At 67.0% G+C, this 14,448-nt stretch carries 14 protein-coding genes and 1 pseudogene; 8 read left to right on the forward strand and 7 right to left on the reverse strand.

Features of this window, described 5'->3' with window-relative positions; translation table 11 throughout:
* Positions 1-23: 23 nt before the first annotated feature.
* From AC1DOM_RS09090 to AC1DOM_RS09100, 3 genes are read left to right on the forward strand one after another with little or no spacing between them, the layout of a single operon-like run.
* On the forward strand, positions 24-1,667 hold the full coding sequence (locus AC1DOM_RS09090; RefSeq protein ID WP_498962416.1) for an MFS transporter: 1,644 nt from the start codon (positions 24-26) through the stop codon (positions 1,665-1,667).
* Complete coding sequence (locus AC1DOM_RS09095) at positions 1,664-2,782, forward strand: HlyD family secretion protein (RefSeq protein ID WP_498962418.1); 1,119 nt, start codon at positions 1,664-1,666, stop codon at positions 2,780-2,782. Before AC1DOM_RS09090 ends, AC1DOM_RS09095 begins: the two co-directional genes overlap by 4 nt.
* Positions 2,779-4,161, forward strand: coding sequence for an efflux transporter outer membrane subunit (locus tag AC1DOM_RS09100; RefSeq protein WP_498962420.1), 1,383 nt, complete (start codon positions 2,779-2,781; stop codon positions 4,159-4,161). Before AC1DOM_RS09095 ends, AC1DOM_RS09100 begins: the two co-directional genes overlap by 4 nt.
* A 4-nt stretch (positions 4,162-4,165) precedes the next feature.
* Here the strand turns inward: AC1DOM_RS09100 and AC1DOM_RS09105 are convergent, their stop codons facing one another.
* Positions 4,166-4,981, reverse strand: coding sequence for an enoyl-CoA hydratase/isomerase family protein (locus AC1DOM_RS09105; RefSeq protein WP_498962422.1), 816 nt, complete (start codon positions 4,979-4,981; stop codon positions 4,166-4,168).
* 61 nt (positions 4,982-5,042) lie between these two features.
* Positions 5,043-5,969, reverse strand: coding sequence for a LysR substrate-binding domain-containing protein (locus AC1DOM_RS09110; RefSeq protein WP_498962509.1), 927 nt, complete (start codon positions 5,967-5,969; stop codon positions 5,043-5,045).
* A gap of 152 nt (positions 5,970-6,121) precedes the next feature.
* Here AC1DOM_RS09110 and AC1DOM_RS09115 point away from each other — a divergent pair, with 152 nt between their 5' ends.
* The 3 genes from AC1DOM_RS09115 (at position 6,122) to AC1DOM_RS09125 (ending at position 8,294) form a co-directional block, all read left to right on the forward strand.
* Entirely contained in the window at positions 6,122-6,823 is a 702-nt protein-coding gene (locus AC1DOM_RS09115) for a pirin family protein (RefSeq protein WP_498962424.1), read from the forward strand.
* Positions 6,824-6,849: 26 nt separating this feature from the next.
* Positions 6,850-7,242 (forward strand): DoxX family protein, encoded by a 393-nt coding sequence (locus AC1DOM_RS09120; RefSeq protein ID WP_498962426.1) that lies wholly within the window; start codon positions 6,850-6,852, stop codon positions 7,240-7,242.
* Positions 7,243-7,355: 113 nt separating this feature from the next.
* On the forward strand, positions 7,356-8,294 hold the full coding sequence (locus tag AC1DOM_RS09125; RefSeq protein WP_498962428.1) for an alpha/beta fold hydrolase: 939 nt from the start codon (positions 7,356-7,358) through the stop codon (positions 8,292-8,294).
* Between the two features lie 3 nt (positions 8,295-8,297).
* Here the strand turns inward: AC1DOM_RS09125 and AC1DOM_RS09130 are convergent, their stop codons facing one another.
* The 5 genes and pseudogenes from AC1DOM_RS09130 to AC1DOM_RS09150 form a co-directional block, all read right to left on the reverse strand.
* The gene (locus AC1DOM_RS09130; protein WP_498962430.1) at positions 8,298-8,603 is read right to left on the reverse strand and encodes a DUF1330 domain-containing protein; all 306 of its coding nucleotides are present in this window, start codon (positions 8,601-8,603) and stop codon (positions 8,298-8,300) included.
* 20 nt (positions 8,604-8,623) lie between these two features.
* Positions 8,624-9,667: an MBL fold metallo-hydrolase gene (locus tag AC1DOM_RS09135; protein ID WP_498962432.1), complete on the reverse strand. Its 1,044-nt coding sequence runs from the start codon at positions 9,665-9,667 to the stop codon at positions 8,624-8,626.
* A gap of 91 nt (positions 9,668-9,758) precedes the next feature.
* Positions 9,759-11,024 carry an alginate export family protein gene (locus AC1DOM_RS09140; RefSeq protein ID WP_498962434.1) on the reverse strand — a complete coding sequence of 422 codons (1,266 nt, stop codon included), beginning with the start codon at positions 11,022-11,024 and terminating at the stop codon, positions 9,759-9,761.
* 65 nt (positions 11,025-11,089) lie between these two features.
* Positions 11,090-11,239, reverse strand: a pseudogene (locus AC1DOM_RS09145) (DUF1427 family protein); the annotation flags it as partial.
* An 11-nt stretch (positions 11,240-11,250) separates the two neighbouring features.
* Positions 11,251-11,919, reverse strand: a complete 669-nt coding sequence (locus AC1DOM_RS09150) for an isochorismatase family protein (RefSeq protein ID WP_498962436.1) — start codon at positions 11,917-11,919, stop codon at positions 11,251-11,253.
* Between the two features lie 219 nt (positions 11,920-12,138).
* On the opposite strand from AC1DOM_RS09150, the gene AC1DOM_RS09155 reads away from it, so the two are divergent.
* Positions 12,139-12,588, forward strand: a complete 450-nt coding sequence (locus AC1DOM_RS09155) for a DoxX family protein (RefSeq protein WP_498962438.1) — start codon at positions 12,139-12,141, stop codon at positions 12,586-12,588.
* Positions 12,585-14,444 carry an amidohydrolase gene (locus tag AC1DOM_RS09160; protein WP_498962440.1) on the forward strand — a complete coding sequence of 620 codons (1,860 nt, stop codon included), beginning with the start codon at positions 12,585-12,587 and terminating at the stop codon, positions 14,442-14,444. The genes AC1DOM_RS09155 and AC1DOM_RS09160 overlap by 4 nt, the downstream gene beginning before the upstream one ends.
* Positions 14,445-14,448 lie beyond the last annotated feature (4 nt).

Raw genomic sequence — 14,448 nt, forward strand, 5'->3', positions numbered from 1 at the left:
GGGTTGGAGCGACGCTTGTCGCGATGTCCGACGCACGCCTCGATCCTTATCGATTCAAGCCGGAGGAATACCCGATCGTGCCGGGTGGGCCGTACACGCCCTGGCATCCGGTGCGCCGGCGCGTGGCCTATGCGGCGCTCGGGGTCAGCATCGGCGTGTTGGGATCCTTGGGCAATGCGCTGGTCAACGTCAACGTCAACGCCCTCGCCGGCGGTATCGGCCGGGACACGGTGCAGGCCAATTGGCTGGTGGCGGTGGCCATTGCGGCGAATGCCAGCGCGAACCTGATGTTGATCCGCGCACGCTTCCGGTTCGGCGTGCCCGCGATCACGCGCGCCGTGATCCTGTTCTACGCGGCGATGGCCTTGCTGCAATTCGCGTTTCCCGGCTACACCGCGGCGCTCGCCATTCGTTTCGCGAGTGGCATGGCGGCCTCGGGCCTGACGACGCTGGGGCTGTATTCACTGCTGCAGGCCATGCCTGCGCGCATGCGGCCTTCCGCGCTCGCGATGGCCATCGTGCTGCCGCAATTGGCCACGCCCATCGCGCGCCTGTTCCCCGTCGAACTCCTCGCGCAGGATGCCTGGCACGGACTGCACCTGATCGAATTGGCGAGCGCTTGTCTCTGCCTGGTGCTCAGTTCGGTGCTTCCGCTTCCACCGACCGATCGCAAGCCGGGACTGGAGCGACTGGATTACGTGACCATCGCCGTCCTCGTGCCGGCCATCTTCTGCCTGTGCGGCGTGCTCGGGCTCGGTCGCGTCGTGTGGTGGACCGACACGCCGTGGCTGGGCTGGACGCTCGTGGCCTTCGTCCTGCTGCTCACGATGGTCATTCTCCTCGAACGATCGCGCGAGCAACCCCTGCTCTACATGGCGTGGCTCGGCAGCCGCGAGATCCTGCGTTTCGCGGCGGTCGCCGTGCTCGTTCGGCTGGCGCTGGCGGAGCAGACCTACGGCGCGGTCGGCCTGCTGACCTCGGGCGGCCTGACCAACGATCAACTCCGCACGCTGTTCCTCTGGGTGCTCGCCGCCATGGTGCTCGGCACGTTGACCGCAGGCTTCACGCTCTCGATGTCCCGGCTTCCCTACCAGGTGATGATCGCCGCGTGGATCATCGCGCTCGGCGCGTGGCTCGACAGCGATGCGAGCAACCTGACGCGGCCGGAGCAGTTGTACTTCAGCCAGGCGCTGATCGGATTCGGCACCAGCCTGTTCGTGGGGCCGGCGCTGGTGTTCGGATTCACGCGCATGCTCGGCGCCCGGCGGCCGGACTTGTTCGTCAGCATCATCGTCTTGTTCAGCCTGACGCAGAACATCGGCGGCCTCGCCGGCTCGGCCATGCTCGGCACGATCCAGCAATACGAAGCCCGCGCGCATGCGCAATCGCTGTCCGAACGGCTGGTCGCAAGCGATCCGCAGGTCTCGGCGCGATTGCAGGGCGGTGCATCGGCGCTGGCGCCCACCGTGATCGATCCCAACCTGCGCATCGCGCGCGGCGGCGCCTTGCTCACCCAGGCCCTCAATCGCGAAGCGGCCGTTCTCGCCTACGACGTGGTGTTCAAGGTCGTCGCGTTTCTCGGCGCGGCCACCGGACTCTACGTGGCCTATCTGATCGTCCTGCGCGCCCGCCGGGAACGCATTGCTGCGTTGGCCTCATCGACATGAGCACCGAACCGTCCTCCGTTCCGCCGCCCGCGGCCACGCCGTCTCCTGCACAAGCGGCGCCCTCGCCGCCCGTGTGGCGGCCGCCGCCTTTGCGTCGGTGGCAGATCGTGGTCACCGTCATCGCCGCGATTGTCGCGGTGCTGGCGATCCTCGCGGCCTGGGACCTGTGGCCCTTCGGTGGCGGCGTGCAAACCACCGACAACGCCTACGTGCGCGGACGGATCGCCTTCATCGCACCGCAGGTCAGCGGTTACGTGGTCGCCGTCAAGGTCCGCGATTACGCGCAGGTGCGCACCGGGGAGGAATTGGTGCGCATCGACAATCGCATCTATCGCGCGCGCGTGGAGCAGGCGATCGCCAATCTCGCCGCGCAGCGCGCCGCACTTGCCAACAGCACGCAGGCGCATGCATCGCGGGCGGCTGGCATCCAGTCGCAGGTCGCCGGCATCGCGAACGCGCGCGCACAACTGCTGCGCGCACGCGCCGACATGGCGCGCGCCGACGACCTGGTGCGCGACGGCTCGATCTCGATCCGCGAACGCGACCAGACGGCAGCAGCCTTGCGACAGGCCGAAGCCGGCGTGCAACAGGCGATCGCCAGCGGCGAGATCGCGCACGAGGATCTGCGCACCGTGGATGTCGGGCGCGACGGCCTTGTCGCGCAGGTCAAGGCGGCTGAAGCGCAGTTGCACCTGGCGCAGATCGATCTCGGCAATACCGTCGTGCGCGCCCCCGAAACCGGCCAGATCGGCGAAGTCGGCGTGCGCCTCGGACAGTACGTCACCAATGGCGTACAGCTGCTCGCGCTGGTGCCGGTCGACCGATGGGTCATCGCGAATTACAAGGAACGGCAAGCCGCCGGGATCCAACCCGGGCAACGCGTGCGCTTCACGGTCGATGGCCTGGATGGCAAGGAATTCACCGGCCGCGTCGAGCGGATTTCGCCGGCGGCCGGTTCGGAGTTCGCCGTGCTCAAGCCCGACAACGCGACCGGGAATTTCGTGAAGGTGCCGCAACGCATCGGCATCCGCATCGCCATCGATCCGGGCCAGGAAGGCCTGCAACGACTGCGCCCGGGGATGTCGGTGGTCACGCACGTGGAGATCGGCCGGTGAAGCCGATCGCGACCGCGGCGTGTGCTGCGTTGCTCGCGGCCTGCGCGGGACCGCGACCGCAAACGCCGCCCGCCTCCGCTGTCGTGCCACCGGCGCAATGGCGCACCACGCTGCCGGCGAACGCGGCGCACATCGATTCGCAATGGTGGACCGGCTTCGGCGATGCGACGCTCGATGCGCTCGTCGCCACTGCGCTGGACCGCAACATCGACCTGGCCGTCGCCGCCGCACGCGTCGACGAAGCACGCGCGCAATATCGTTACGCGAGCGGCCTGGCCGGGCCCGATGTCGCACTCGGGTTCGCCGGCGGACGCCAACGCGTGGTGAGCGCGTTCGGACGTGGCCTGGATTCGACCTATGGGCAAGGCCTGGTCTCGGCCGCCTACGAAGTCGATCTGTTCGGACGTCTTGCGGCGACCACCGGTTCGGCACGCGAAGCATTGCTCGCAACGCAGGATGCGCGGGAAACCGTGCGCCTGGCGGTGATCGCCACCACCGTCAGCGGCTACGTCACGCTGCTCGCGCTGGACGCACGCCTCCAGCTCCTTCGCGAGACCTTGCAGACCCGCGGCGAAACCGTGCGCGTGGTACGCAGGCGCGCAGACGCCGGCTATGGCTCGCTGCTGGAATTGCGCCAGGCCGAAACCGACTACCACGGTGCCGAACAACTCATTCCCGCGACGCAACTGGCGATCGCGCGACAGGAAGACGGACTGCGCGTCTTGCTGGGGCTGGAACCCGGCGACATCCATCGTGGCGGCGAACTGATTGCGCTGCACATGCCCGCGGTTCCGCCCGTCGGTGTTCCTTCGGCGCTGTTGCGCGCGCGACCCGACATCGCCCAGGCCGAACACCAACTCGCTTCCACCGACCAGAGCCTGGATGCAGCGCGCGCGGCCTTCATGCCCCGCCTGCAGCTCACCGCGTCCGGCGGACGCGTGGATTCCAACATCCTGCGCAGTGGCATCGATGTGTTCGCGGTGGGCGGCAGCATCCTCGCGCCCTTGTTCCAGCGCGGCAAATTGCATGCGCAGGCCGATGCGGCCGCGGCGCGTCGCGACCAGGCGGCTTACACGTATCGCCGCACGGTGTTGGTGGCATTCCGCGAAGTGGAGGATGCGCTGGCGGCGATCGAACGACTCGACGAACAGGAAACCGCGACCGCCGCACAACGCGATGCCGCGTCCGCCGCACTGCAACTGGCCATCAATCGTTACCGCGCCGGTTACTCGCCCTACCTCGAGCAACAGGATGCGCAACGCATCCTGCTTGCCGGCGAAATCGCACTGATCCAGGCGCGCGCCGATCGCTTGTCCGCCGTCGTGTCCCTGTACCAGGCGCTCGGCGGCGGTTGGGAAGAACAGGTCTCCGTGCGATAAGCGCTCAAGGCGCGAGTTCGGACAGGCGCTCGCCGAATCGCATCTCGAAGTCGCCGCGCGTTCCCACGCCCAGCGCGAACGCCTTCTTCGCGCGCGCCTGAGTTTGCGGCCATGCGAACGCGCCGAAGAACGCGGCTTGCGATTCCTTGAGCGACGCGCCGTCCGGGAGCGCATCGCGATTGAGCAAGCCCTTGGCGAGGGCCAGGGCCTGTTTGTCGAACGACGCGATGCGTCGCGCGAGCGTGTCGACGAAGTCGTCCAGTTCCGCATCCGGCAATGCGCGATTGATCCAACCGTAGCGTTCGGCGGTTGCCGCGTCGAAGTCGCCTGCACCGAGGATCGCTTCCATCGCGCGCGCGCGTCCGATCAACGCCGGCAAGCGTTCCGTTCCACCACCGCCGGGGATCAGGCCGACCCCGACTTCCGGTTGCCCGAACACCGCGCGCTCGCGGCTTGCGAAGCGCATGTCGCAGCCCATCGCGATTTCGTTGCCCATGCCGCGTGCGCGGCCACGGATCGACGCGATGCTGACGACCGGTACGTTCGCCAGGCGCGGCGCGATCCCCAACCAGGGCGGCGGCGACCCACCCGAGCGCGTCGTCTGCGCGCTGGGTGCGATGTCCCAGTGGGCGAGGAAGAAATCGGGATCGGCGCTGTCGAACACGACGACCTTGAGGTCGTCCGACGTCTCCATCTGCGTCACCAGCGCATCCAGTTCGACCAGCGTGTCGGGATTGACGAGGTTGATCGGCGGGTTGTCGAAGCGGACGCGCCAGAAGGCGGGATCCGCGCGATCGATCGACAATTGTTCGTCTGTCATCGCCCGGATCCTCGCGTTGCGGCAAGGCGCAACTGCACCACGCGCCACGCCGCCGCGTGACTTACCCGGGTGGGTGATCCGGGCGCCCGAGCAACAGCCGCGGCAAGGTCGTCGGCCCACGCAGGCGCTCGCGCCACCAATCCAGTGCCGCGCCGCGCTCGCTGCTGCGCCAGGCCAGGTGGAAGGTTTCGGGTAAACGCGGTTCTTCCACCGTCAGCGCGACGAGACGGCCGGCGCGAATCGGCTCGCGCGTGCAGGGTTCGGGAAGGAAACCGAATCCCAGCCCCGCGCTCTGGAACGCCAACTTCGTCCGCATGTCGGGCACGGTGATCGCGCGTTGGCCGAACAAGACGCCGACGGTGCGCGCCGTCAACTTGCGCGCGGTGTCGGCGACGACGATGGCGCGATGTTCCTGCAGGTCCAGCTTCGTCAGCGGGCGGTCGATGCGCGCCAGCGGATGTTCGGGCGAAACCGCGAACACGAACCCCACCTCGCCCATCGGTTCGGAAAGATAGCCACCACCCGAGGGCCCCTCGCCCGCCGCGCCGACGACCAAATCCACGCGTCCTTCCAGCAACGCTTCCCACGTGCCCGACAAGGCATCGAGTTCGATGCGCAGGTGCGTTTGCGTGGCGATCGCATGGAAGTCGCGCACGTCGTCGAGCAGGCCCATCGGCGAGAGCATCGAGTCCATGCCCAGCGCGAACTCCGTTTCCCAGCCCGAGGCCACGCGGCGCACGCGCTGTTCGAGATCCTGCGCCGCCTTGAGCAGGTAGCGCCCTTCCTTCAGCAACTCCGCGCCGGCAGGCGTCAATGTCACGCGCGGCCCCTGCCGCTCGAAGACCTGCACATCGAGGTCTTCCTCCAATTTGGCGACCGTGTAGGAGATCGTCGAGGGCACCTTGTGCAGCTCCTTCCCCGCGGCGGCGAAGGACCCGCGCCGGTCGATGGCATCCAGGATCTGCAGGGCGTCCAGGCTCAGCCGCAACATTCGAATTTCTCGATCATAGGAAGGCAAACCACTCGCTTTTCTTGCGCCACGCCTGCGCCCAGACTGCCGCCCAAGCCGAAACCGCTGCAGTTTTCCCGGGAGTCGGCCACATTCGAATTGTTCGCACATAGAGGCGATTGGAGCAAGCGATGATGCAGGTCCGTCGGAGCGAAGAACGCGGTCGTGCGGAGCACGGCTGGTTGAGTTCGCGCCATTCCTTTTCCTTTGCCGAATACCAGGACGCGAACCACATCGCGTTCGGCCCGCTGCGCGTGATCAACGAGGACAAGGTCCTCGGCGGCCAGGGCTTCGGCACGCATGGCCACCAGGACATGGAGATCATTTCCTACGTGCTGGACGGCGCGCTGGAACACCGCGACAGCATGGGCAACGGCTCGGTGCTGCGTCGCGGCGACGTGCAGCGCATGAGCGCGGGCACCGGCGTGCGCCACAGCGAGTTCAACCACTCGCCCAACGAACGCGTCCACTTCTTGCAGATCTGGCTCTTCCCCGACCAGCGCGGCTCGGCGCCGAGTTACGAGGAGCGCAACTTCACCGACGCGAGCAAGCAAGGGCGCCTGCTGCCGATCGTGACGCCGGACGGGCGCGAGGGCTCGGTGCGCGTCCACCAGGACGCTTCGATCTTCGCCACCGTGCTCGACGGGCAGGACCGGATCGAACATGCCATCGCGCCCGGACGTCGCGCGTATGTCCACGTCGTGCGCGGCAACGGCGTGCGCGTCAACGGCATCGCGTTGCGTGCCGGCGATGCGCTGAAGATCGAAGACGAATCCGAAGTCGTCCTCGACCACGCGACCGATACCGAAATCCTGCTGTTCGACCTTCCCTGAATTTCCTTTCTTTCGGAGACCCCACCATGAACGCTCTTTCCAACATCCGTTATCCCATCGCGCGCATCTCCATCGGCGCCATCTTCTTCATCCTCGGCCTGATGAAGATCACGACCTTCGCCGGCGTGGCCGGCTGGATGGCCGCCTCGGGCGTGCCGCTGCCCAAGTTGTTGCTGGTCGCGACCATCGCGATCGAAGTCGGCGCCGGCCTGCTGCTGATCATCGGCAAGCAGTTGCGCCTGGCCGCACTCGCGCTCGCCTTGTTCATCGTTCCGGTGACGCTGGTGTTCCATGGCTTCTGGAGCGCCGACGCTGCGTCCTTCCAGGACCAGTTGACGCAGTTCCTGAAGAACCTCGCGATCTTCGGCGGCATGCTGTTGCTGATCGACCGCCCGGTGCCGGCGAAGAAGAAGGGCTGATCGCGGGTCCGGCGCGCGCCATCACGCGGACCTGACCAGGGCGCGGCCACGTTGACCGTGGCCGCGCCGTTTACCGCGTTCCATCCAAATCGACCCCACCAAGGACGCCACCGATGAGCTCCCCTTCCCGCTTGCACGCGACCGTCCTGCTGGCCCTGCTGTTGGGGTTGAGCGCACTGGGTCGCGCACACGCCGAAGTCCATCCCTACTCCGCGGCTTTTCATGGCAGCGACATGGCCGTGACCGGTGGCACCCAATACGTGCGCGTCGGCGGGCACGGTCCGGCGGTGTTGTTGTTGCACGGCTTCGGCGACACAGGCGACATGTGGCAGCCCCTCGCCGAGCGCCTGGTGAAAGACCACACGGTGATCGTTCCCGACTTGCGCGGCATGGGCCTGTCTTCGCACCAGGATGGCGGCTACGAGAAGGCCGCGCAGGCGCGGGACGTGGCCCGAATCCTGGATGCATTGAAAGTCGACAAGGTGCAATTGGTGACGCACGACATCGGCAACATGGTGGGATACGCATTGATCGCGCAGTTTCCCGATCGCGTCACCAAATGGGTCTTGATCGATGCGCCGCTCCCGGGCCTGGGCAGCTGGGACAAGCAACTGCTCAATCCCAAGGTCTGGCATTTCAATTTCCGCGGGCCGGATGTCGAACGCCTCGTCGCCGGCCGCGAGCGCATCCTGCTCGATCGGTTCTACAACGACATGTCCGCCAATCCCGCCGGCATCGATGAAGCCACGCGCGCGCACTACGCCGCGCTGTATGCGCGCCCGGGTGCGATCCACGATGCGACCAGCGGCCAGTTCGGCGCGTTCGCGCAGGACGCCAAGGACAACCAGGCGCTGTTCGCGAAAGGCGGAAAGTTGAAATTGCCGGTGCTCGCGATCGGCGGCGACCATTCCTATGGCGCATCGATGAAGACCGAGGTCGCCACCGTCGCCGACAACGTCGAAGGCGCGGTGATCACCGACGCCGGCCACTGGATCATGGAAGAGCAAACCGACCAGGCTGTCCGGGTGATCGAAGCCTTCCTGCGCAAATGACGATCAGGGCGAAGCGGCCTCGATACCCTCGATGACCCGCACGTCGCGTTCGGCGGCGCCGACCAGGTGCGGCAGCGTCGCCTGGTAGGCGGGACTCTCGTACGCGGCGATGGCCGCCTGCAGGCTGTCGAATTCGACGATGACCAGTCGCGTTTGCAGGCCCTCTTCGTAGGCCCTTGCGGGCTCGCCGCCAGCAATGACGCGACCGCCGCCCGCCACGATCGCGTCGGTCGCGGGCGCGACGTAGCGCCCGACGGCCGCCTGGTCGGAGATGGATCGCCACGCGATCACCCAGTAGCCCTTGGCCATCCGAGATTCCTCCGACAACGCTATTCGATGCGCAGCACCTGCTCCATCGAGAAGCACTGGTCCCACGCGAACACGTCGAACCCGGCCAGGCGCGACTGCCATTTCGGCGTGATCGCGTTCATGCACTTCACCACGACGCGATCGATGAAGTTGTCGTAGACCGCCCACGGATTGGCCATGTCGCCAGGATCCACGCCCTCGCCCGGCTTCGTCGATCCCAGCGCATCGGCCGCGGCCTGCTTGAGATCGCGGTAGAAGTCGAGTTGGGCCTGGACGTCGGCATGCGTTCCGCTTCGCGTCACGTGCCCGCCGATGAAGGTGTCCCAATCCAGCTTCGCGATTTCTTCCGCCTGCGCCATGGAGCCGAGCACGCTTTCGGCGATCGCGAAGCGCCGCCACGGCATCCATCCGGGGAAGACGACGTCGACGACCATCAACACCCGTTGCTTCGGTGCGCTGATGAAAATGTTGCCGGGCAAGTGCGCGGGGCCGCCGTGATAGGACAGTTCGAGCACCTTTCCGCCGACATTCACTGTGTACTTGTCTTTGAAGGTGACGGTGGGCAGCGGGCGATCCGGATCCTTGTCCCGCTCGAGCAGCTTCTTGGTTTCTTCGTGCGCGATGATCACCGGATGGCCGCCGAGGCTGCCGGCGCCGCCGATGTGGTCCTTGTGCGCGTGGCTGTAGATGATGTGCGTGATCGGCTTGTCGGACACTTCGGCGATCGCCTGCTTCATCTTCGCCGCATACGTCTGCGGCACGTCGACGACGACCACGCCCTTGTCGTACACCAGGAACATCGACTGGTTGGCGTTGTCGGTGATCATGTACAGGCCATCGCCGAGATCCTGCAGGCGATAGCCTTTCGCCGCGTCGACCGGCGGGCCCTTGGCGCTTTCCGGAACATCGGCGTACTTCGCGATGCGCACGCCGATGGGGGCGATCTTCGGCATCCCGTCGTAGGGCTTGCTCGCCGCTTCGCTCGGTGCATCCTGGGCGAGCGCGATGCCGGGGAGCAGGATTGCGCAAGCAAGGACGAGGCACGAGATCAATCGCATGGCCATCTGGAACTTCCCGCTGCGAAAGCACGAAAATCTACTCTGGCCGGTCGGTGCCGTGCGCTCACCCGCGTGGGCGATTGCGATCGCGAGCGCTTTACCAGGTCACGACGGCCTCGACCGATCCATAACGACTGTCCGATCCTCCGGCCGCGCGGATCGCATCGTCGATGCGGAAGTCGACGAATTCCGCGGCGAAGGAAACGCGATCGTTGAGTTCCCAATCCGCGCGCAATTGCAGGTATGCACCCGTTCGCCGACCGGCAACGCCCGCGGTGCCATCGATCGCGACGTCCGGCTGCAGGTAGACCGCGTCGGTCGTCGTGTCGCGCCACACGTTCGCGTGGGCGATGCCGAGGACGAGCTTGTCCGTCGGCGAGATCTGCAACGACGGTTTGACCTGCAGCAGGTTGAGGTAACCCGTCAGCCCCGCCCGCGAGAACGAGTACGAGCCATTGGGGAACAAGGGATTGAACGTTTCCAGGCGCCCATCGCCCGCATGTCGATCGCCCGACGCGCCATTGAGCTGCAGCCCGATGCGCGGCCGCCAGCGCCGCGCGAAGGCGTAGCCGCCGCGCGCACCTGCCGCCCAGGCGTGCACGTCGGCAGGGCCGACGCGTCCCCACTGCACCATGCCTTCGACGTCCCAATCCCATCCGGTGTCTTCGCCTTCCTTCGCCCATCGCACGTCGATCGCGTGGCGACGTTCGCGCCCGGCGACGTCGGCGATCTGCGTGTCTTCGTTGTGCACGCCCGCGTAATACGCCGTCACCGCGCCGGCATGGCGCATCTTCCGTTCGACGCGCAGCAAATCGAGCCGCGCCTCGGGGCCGCTCTTGTCGTCGAAGGGTTCATCGGCGAAGTACTGCACGGGCCGGCCGACGAAGGCATCGGCCGTCCACGCGCCGCGTGCCACGCGCAGCCAGGCGGCATCGAAGGCCTGCCGCACGTTCGGCGCGTCGCGCACGGACAGGAAACGCTGCTGCCCGAACGCCAGTTCCTGCCGACCGACCTGCACCTTGATCGTCGCGTCCCGCCATGGCCGGGTGTAGGCGATCCACGCCGTGCGCAGATCGGTCGGATTGCGATCGGTGGGCGTGGGATGTTCCTTGCCGAAGGTGCGCACGTCTTCAAGCGCACCGTGCAACGTCCATCGATCGGTGAGCGCGATGTCGGTGTGCAGTTGCAGGCGTTGCAGGAACGCGACGTCGCTGCCCGTCTGCCCATGCGTGCCGAAGGCCGGCGCATCGGTGGCTTCGAGCCGTTCGCGCCAATCGATGCCGGCTTCGACCTTCGCCTGCGCATGCACGAGCGTGGAAGCGCCCATGCACGCGGTGAACGCCAGCGTGCGCCGCAATCCCATCACGCGCGCCGGTCCGGCTCCGATGCCACGGGCGCCTCGTACTTCGCCTCGCGGTGGAACGCATCGCGCACCAACGGCGGGATCTGTTCACCGATCAGGATGCCGAGCAGGCCGACCAGCGCGATCACCGGCGGCGCCGGCGATCGCACGTGGAGCAGCGCATACACGATCCCGACCAGCAGGCCGGCGCCGAGCGAGAACAAGTACGGCTTCATGGGGCCTCCTTCTACGCCGACGGCTTCGCCGCCGACTGCGCGCGGACGTAGCTTTCCACGACCGCGGCGTAGTTCGGCGCCACCATCCCGTACAGCTTGGCCAGGTCGGCGGCTTCCGGGCGTGCCCAGGTCCGATGCGCTTCGCACAGCACCGCGTTGGCGCTGGTCGGCACGATGCCGGCTTGCGTGAAGCGCGCCAGCGTCGTGCGCGAGGCCATCTCGCTCGGATCGCCGGAGGCGTCCATCACGGCGTAGACATCGAAGCCCGCGGCCTTCGCGTCGAGTGCCGGGAACATCACGCACACGCTCGTCCACACGCCCGCCATGATCAGCGTCTTGCGCCCGGTGGCGCGCACCGCTTCGACGAAGTCGGTGTTGTCCCAGGCATTCACTTCGCCCTTGCGCGGGACGAATTTCGCGTGCGGCGCGTTCTCGTGGATCTCGGGCATCAGCGGGCCGTTGGGCCCGTTGGGCTCCGACGCGGTGGTGATCACCGGGATGTCGAGCAGCTTGGCGAGTTTGGCGAGCATCGTCGTGTTCGCGCGCAACTCGGCAACGCCGATGTCCTTCACCGTCTGGAACAGGCCCGACTGGTGGTCGAGCAACAGGATCACCGCGTCGGACACATCGAACAGCGCCTGCCCGCCTCCCGACTTCACCACGTTGTGCTTCATCGCCATTTTCGAACTCCTCCGCATCCGCGGAAACATGGGAGGCGCCAGTGTCCTGCGAACGCCACGCAGACGACATCACGCATGTGGGGAGGCGGCGTCATACCATCGTGTGGTCGACGCAAACGCGAGGGCGATAGGCGCGCCTGCACCCGRCGAATAGATTTCCGGACGTCACTCTTGTTTCGGGAAGCCCGCATGCGACACCACGCCACGTTCCACCCTCCCATGCCATTGCCCAGGGCCCGTTCCACTGCCCGTGTCGGATCGAGCCGCTCGGATCTCGGCCTGTTGCTGTTGCGATTGACCGCAGGCGGTTTCCTGTTGCCGCATGGGCTCGGCAAACTGTTCGGCTGGCTCGGCGGTCCGGGCCTGGCGGGCTTCGCCAATGAACTGCACGCCTTCGGCTTGCCGGCGTTCGAACCGCTTCCGTTGGTGCTCGCGTGCGTGCAAACCGTTGCCGGGCTGTTCGTCGCCCTTGGCCTGTTCACCCGCACGTCCGCCGTTGTTGCCAGTGGTTTCCTGGCGACCACCGTCGCGCTCAACCTTTCCCACGGCTGGTTCTGGATGCACGGCGGCATCGAGTATCCGCTGCTGTGGACGGTGTCGATGGCATCCATCGCACTGCTCGGCGCCGGCCGCCTCGCGCTGGATGCGATGCCGCGGAGAACGCGATGACCGACATGATCGTTCGCAACGCCCGGATCACGACGCTGGATCCCGCGCAGCCCGCCGCCACCGCGCTCGCCGTCGAAAATGGCCTGGTGGTCGCCATCGGCGACGAGGCGACGGTGATGCAGCGGGCCCACCCCGCGACGCGCGTCATCGACGCAGGGGGCCGCCGGCTGATCCCGGGCCTCAACGACAGCCACACGCACCTGATCCGCGGCGGCCTGAACTACAACCTGGAACTGCGCTGGGACGGCGTGCGCAGCCTCGCCGATGCGATGGCGATGCTGAAGGCGCAGGTCGCGCGCACGCCGGCGCCGCAATGGGTGCGCGTGGTCGGTGGCTTCACCGAACACCAGTTCGTCGAGAAACGCCTGCCCACCCTGGCGGAGATCAACGCGATCGCGCCGGACACGCCGGTGTTCCTGCTCCACCTCTACGATCGTGCACTGCTCAATGGCGCCGCCCTGCGCGCCGTGGGCTACGACCGCAACACGCCCGATCCCCCGGGCGGCGAGATCGTGCGCGACGCGCAAGGCAATCCGACCGGACTGCTGCTCGCGCGGCCCAACGCGCTCCTGCTGTACGCGACGCTGGGCGCCGGTCCGAAATTGCCGATCGAGTACCAGCGCAACTCGTCGCGTCACTACATGCGCGAGATGAATCGGCTGGGCATCACTTCGGCGATCGACGCCGGCGGCGGATTCCAGAACTACCCCGAAGACTACGAGGTCATCCAGCAGTTGCATGCAAGCAACGAACTGACGGTGCGCATCGCCTACAACCTGTTCACGCAGACCAAGGGCGGCGAGCTCGCGGATTTCGACCGCTGGACGAAGATGCTCGAGCCACGCCAGGGCGACGACATGCTGCGCCACAACGGCGCCGGCGAAATGCTCGTGTTCACGGCGGCGGACTTCGAGGATTTCCGCCAGCCGCGCCCGGAGTTGCCGCAGGGCATGGAAGGCGACCTGGAGGACGTCGTGCGCCTGCTTGTGCGCAATCGCTGGCCCTTCCGCATCCACGCGACCTACGATGAAAGCATCACGCGCATCCTGGATGTGTACGAGAAGGTGGATCGCGAGGTGCCCTTCGACGGCCTGCGCTGGATCGTCGACCACGCCGAAACCGTCTCCGACGCCAACATCGCGCGCATCGGCGCGCTCGGCGGCGGCATCGCCGTGCAGCATCGGATGGCGTACCAGGGCGAGTACTTCGTCGAGCGCTACGGCGCGCAGGCCGCCGCACGCACGCCGCCGGTGCGGCGCATCCTGGATGCGGGCGTTCCGCTCGGCATGGGCACCGACGCCACGCGCGTGGCCAGCTACAACCCCTGGGTCGCGCTGTACTGGCTGACGACGGGGCGCACGCTGGGCGGATTGCAACTCTACGGCGAGGACAACCAGCTCGAACGCGAGCAGGCACTCGCGCAGTGGACACACGGCAGTGCGTGGTTCTCGAACGAGGAAGGCGCCAAGGGGCGGCTCGCGGTCGGGCAGTTCGCCGACTTCGCGATACTGTCGGCCGATTATTTCAGCGTCGCGGACGAAGCGATCAAGGACATCACCAGCATGCTGACCGTCGTCGGCGGCAAGATCGTGCACGGCGATGGCGACTTCGGCGCGCTTGCGCCGCGCTTGCCCGAGCCGATGCCCGACTGGTCGCCGGTCCGCCATTACGGCGGTTACCAGGGCGCCACGCTGGCGCAGGCATCGGCGGCATTCGCCGCGGCCCACCATCACGCACACGACGAAGCGAATGCGTGCAGCGTGCACCGCCACTCGCATGCGGCCCACCACGCTGCACCGACCAGGGAATTCCAGGGCTTCTGGGGCGCACTGGGCTGCTCGTGTTTCGCGTTCTGATGGG

It is taken from the genome of Lysobacter sp. P5_B12, from assembly GCF_056400425.1.

What these genes read in the sequence shown, in the direction of transcription:
- AC1DOM_RS09095 (WP_498962418.1), top strand. Translation starts at nt 1,664, where the DNA reads ATGAGCACCGAACCGTCCTCCGTTCCGCCGCCCGCGGCCACGCCGTCT.
- AC1DOM_RS09105 (WP_498962422.1), bottom strand. Translation starts at nt 4,981, where the DNA reads ATGACAGACGAACAATTGTCGATCGATCGCGCGGATCCCGCCTTCTGG.
- AC1DOM_RS09120 (WP_498962426.1), top strand. Translation starts at nt 6,850, where the DNA reads ATGAACGCTCTTTCCAACATCCGTTATCCCATCGCGCGCATCTCCATC.
- AC1DOM_RS09160 (WP_498962440.1), top strand. Translation starts at nt 12,585, where the DNA reads ATGACCGACATGATCGTTCGCAACGCCCGGATCACGACGCTGGATCCC.
- AC1DOM_RS09155 (WP_498962438.1), top strand. Translation starts at nt 12,139, where the DNA reads ATGCCATTGCCCAGGGCCCGTTCCACTGCCCGTGTCGGATCGAGCCGC.
- AC1DOM_RS09135 (WP_498962432.1), bottom strand. Translation starts at nt 9,667, where the DNA reads ATGGCCATGCGATTGATCTCGTGCCTCGTCCTTGCTTGCGCAATCCTG.
- AC1DOM_RS09130 (WP_498962430.1), bottom strand. Translation starts at nt 8,603, where the DNA reads ATGGCCAAGGGCTACTGGGTGATCGCGTGGCGATCCATCTCCGACCAG.
- AC1DOM_RS09115 (WP_498962424.1), top strand. Translation starts at nt 6,122, where the DNA reads ATGATGCAGGTCCGTCGGAGCGAAGAACGCGGTCGTGCGGAGCACGGC.
- AC1DOM_RS09140 (WP_498962434.1), bottom strand. Translation starts at nt 11,024, where the DNA reads ATGGGATTGCGGCGCACGCTGGCGTTCACCGCGTGCATGGGCGCTTCC.
- AC1DOM_RS09150 (WP_498962436.1), bottom strand. Translation starts at nt 11,919, where the DNA reads ATGGCGATGAAGCACAACGTGGTGAAGTCGGGAGGCGGGCAGGCGCTG.
- AC1DOM_RS09125 (WP_498962428.1), top strand. Translation starts at nt 7,356, where the DNA reads ATGAGCTCCCCTTCCCGCTTGCACGCGACCGTCCTGCTGGCCCTGCTG.
- AC1DOM_RS09090 (WP_498962416.1), top strand. Translation starts at nt 24, where the DNA reads ATGTCCGACGCACGCCTCGATCCTTATCGATTCAAGCCGGAGGAATAC.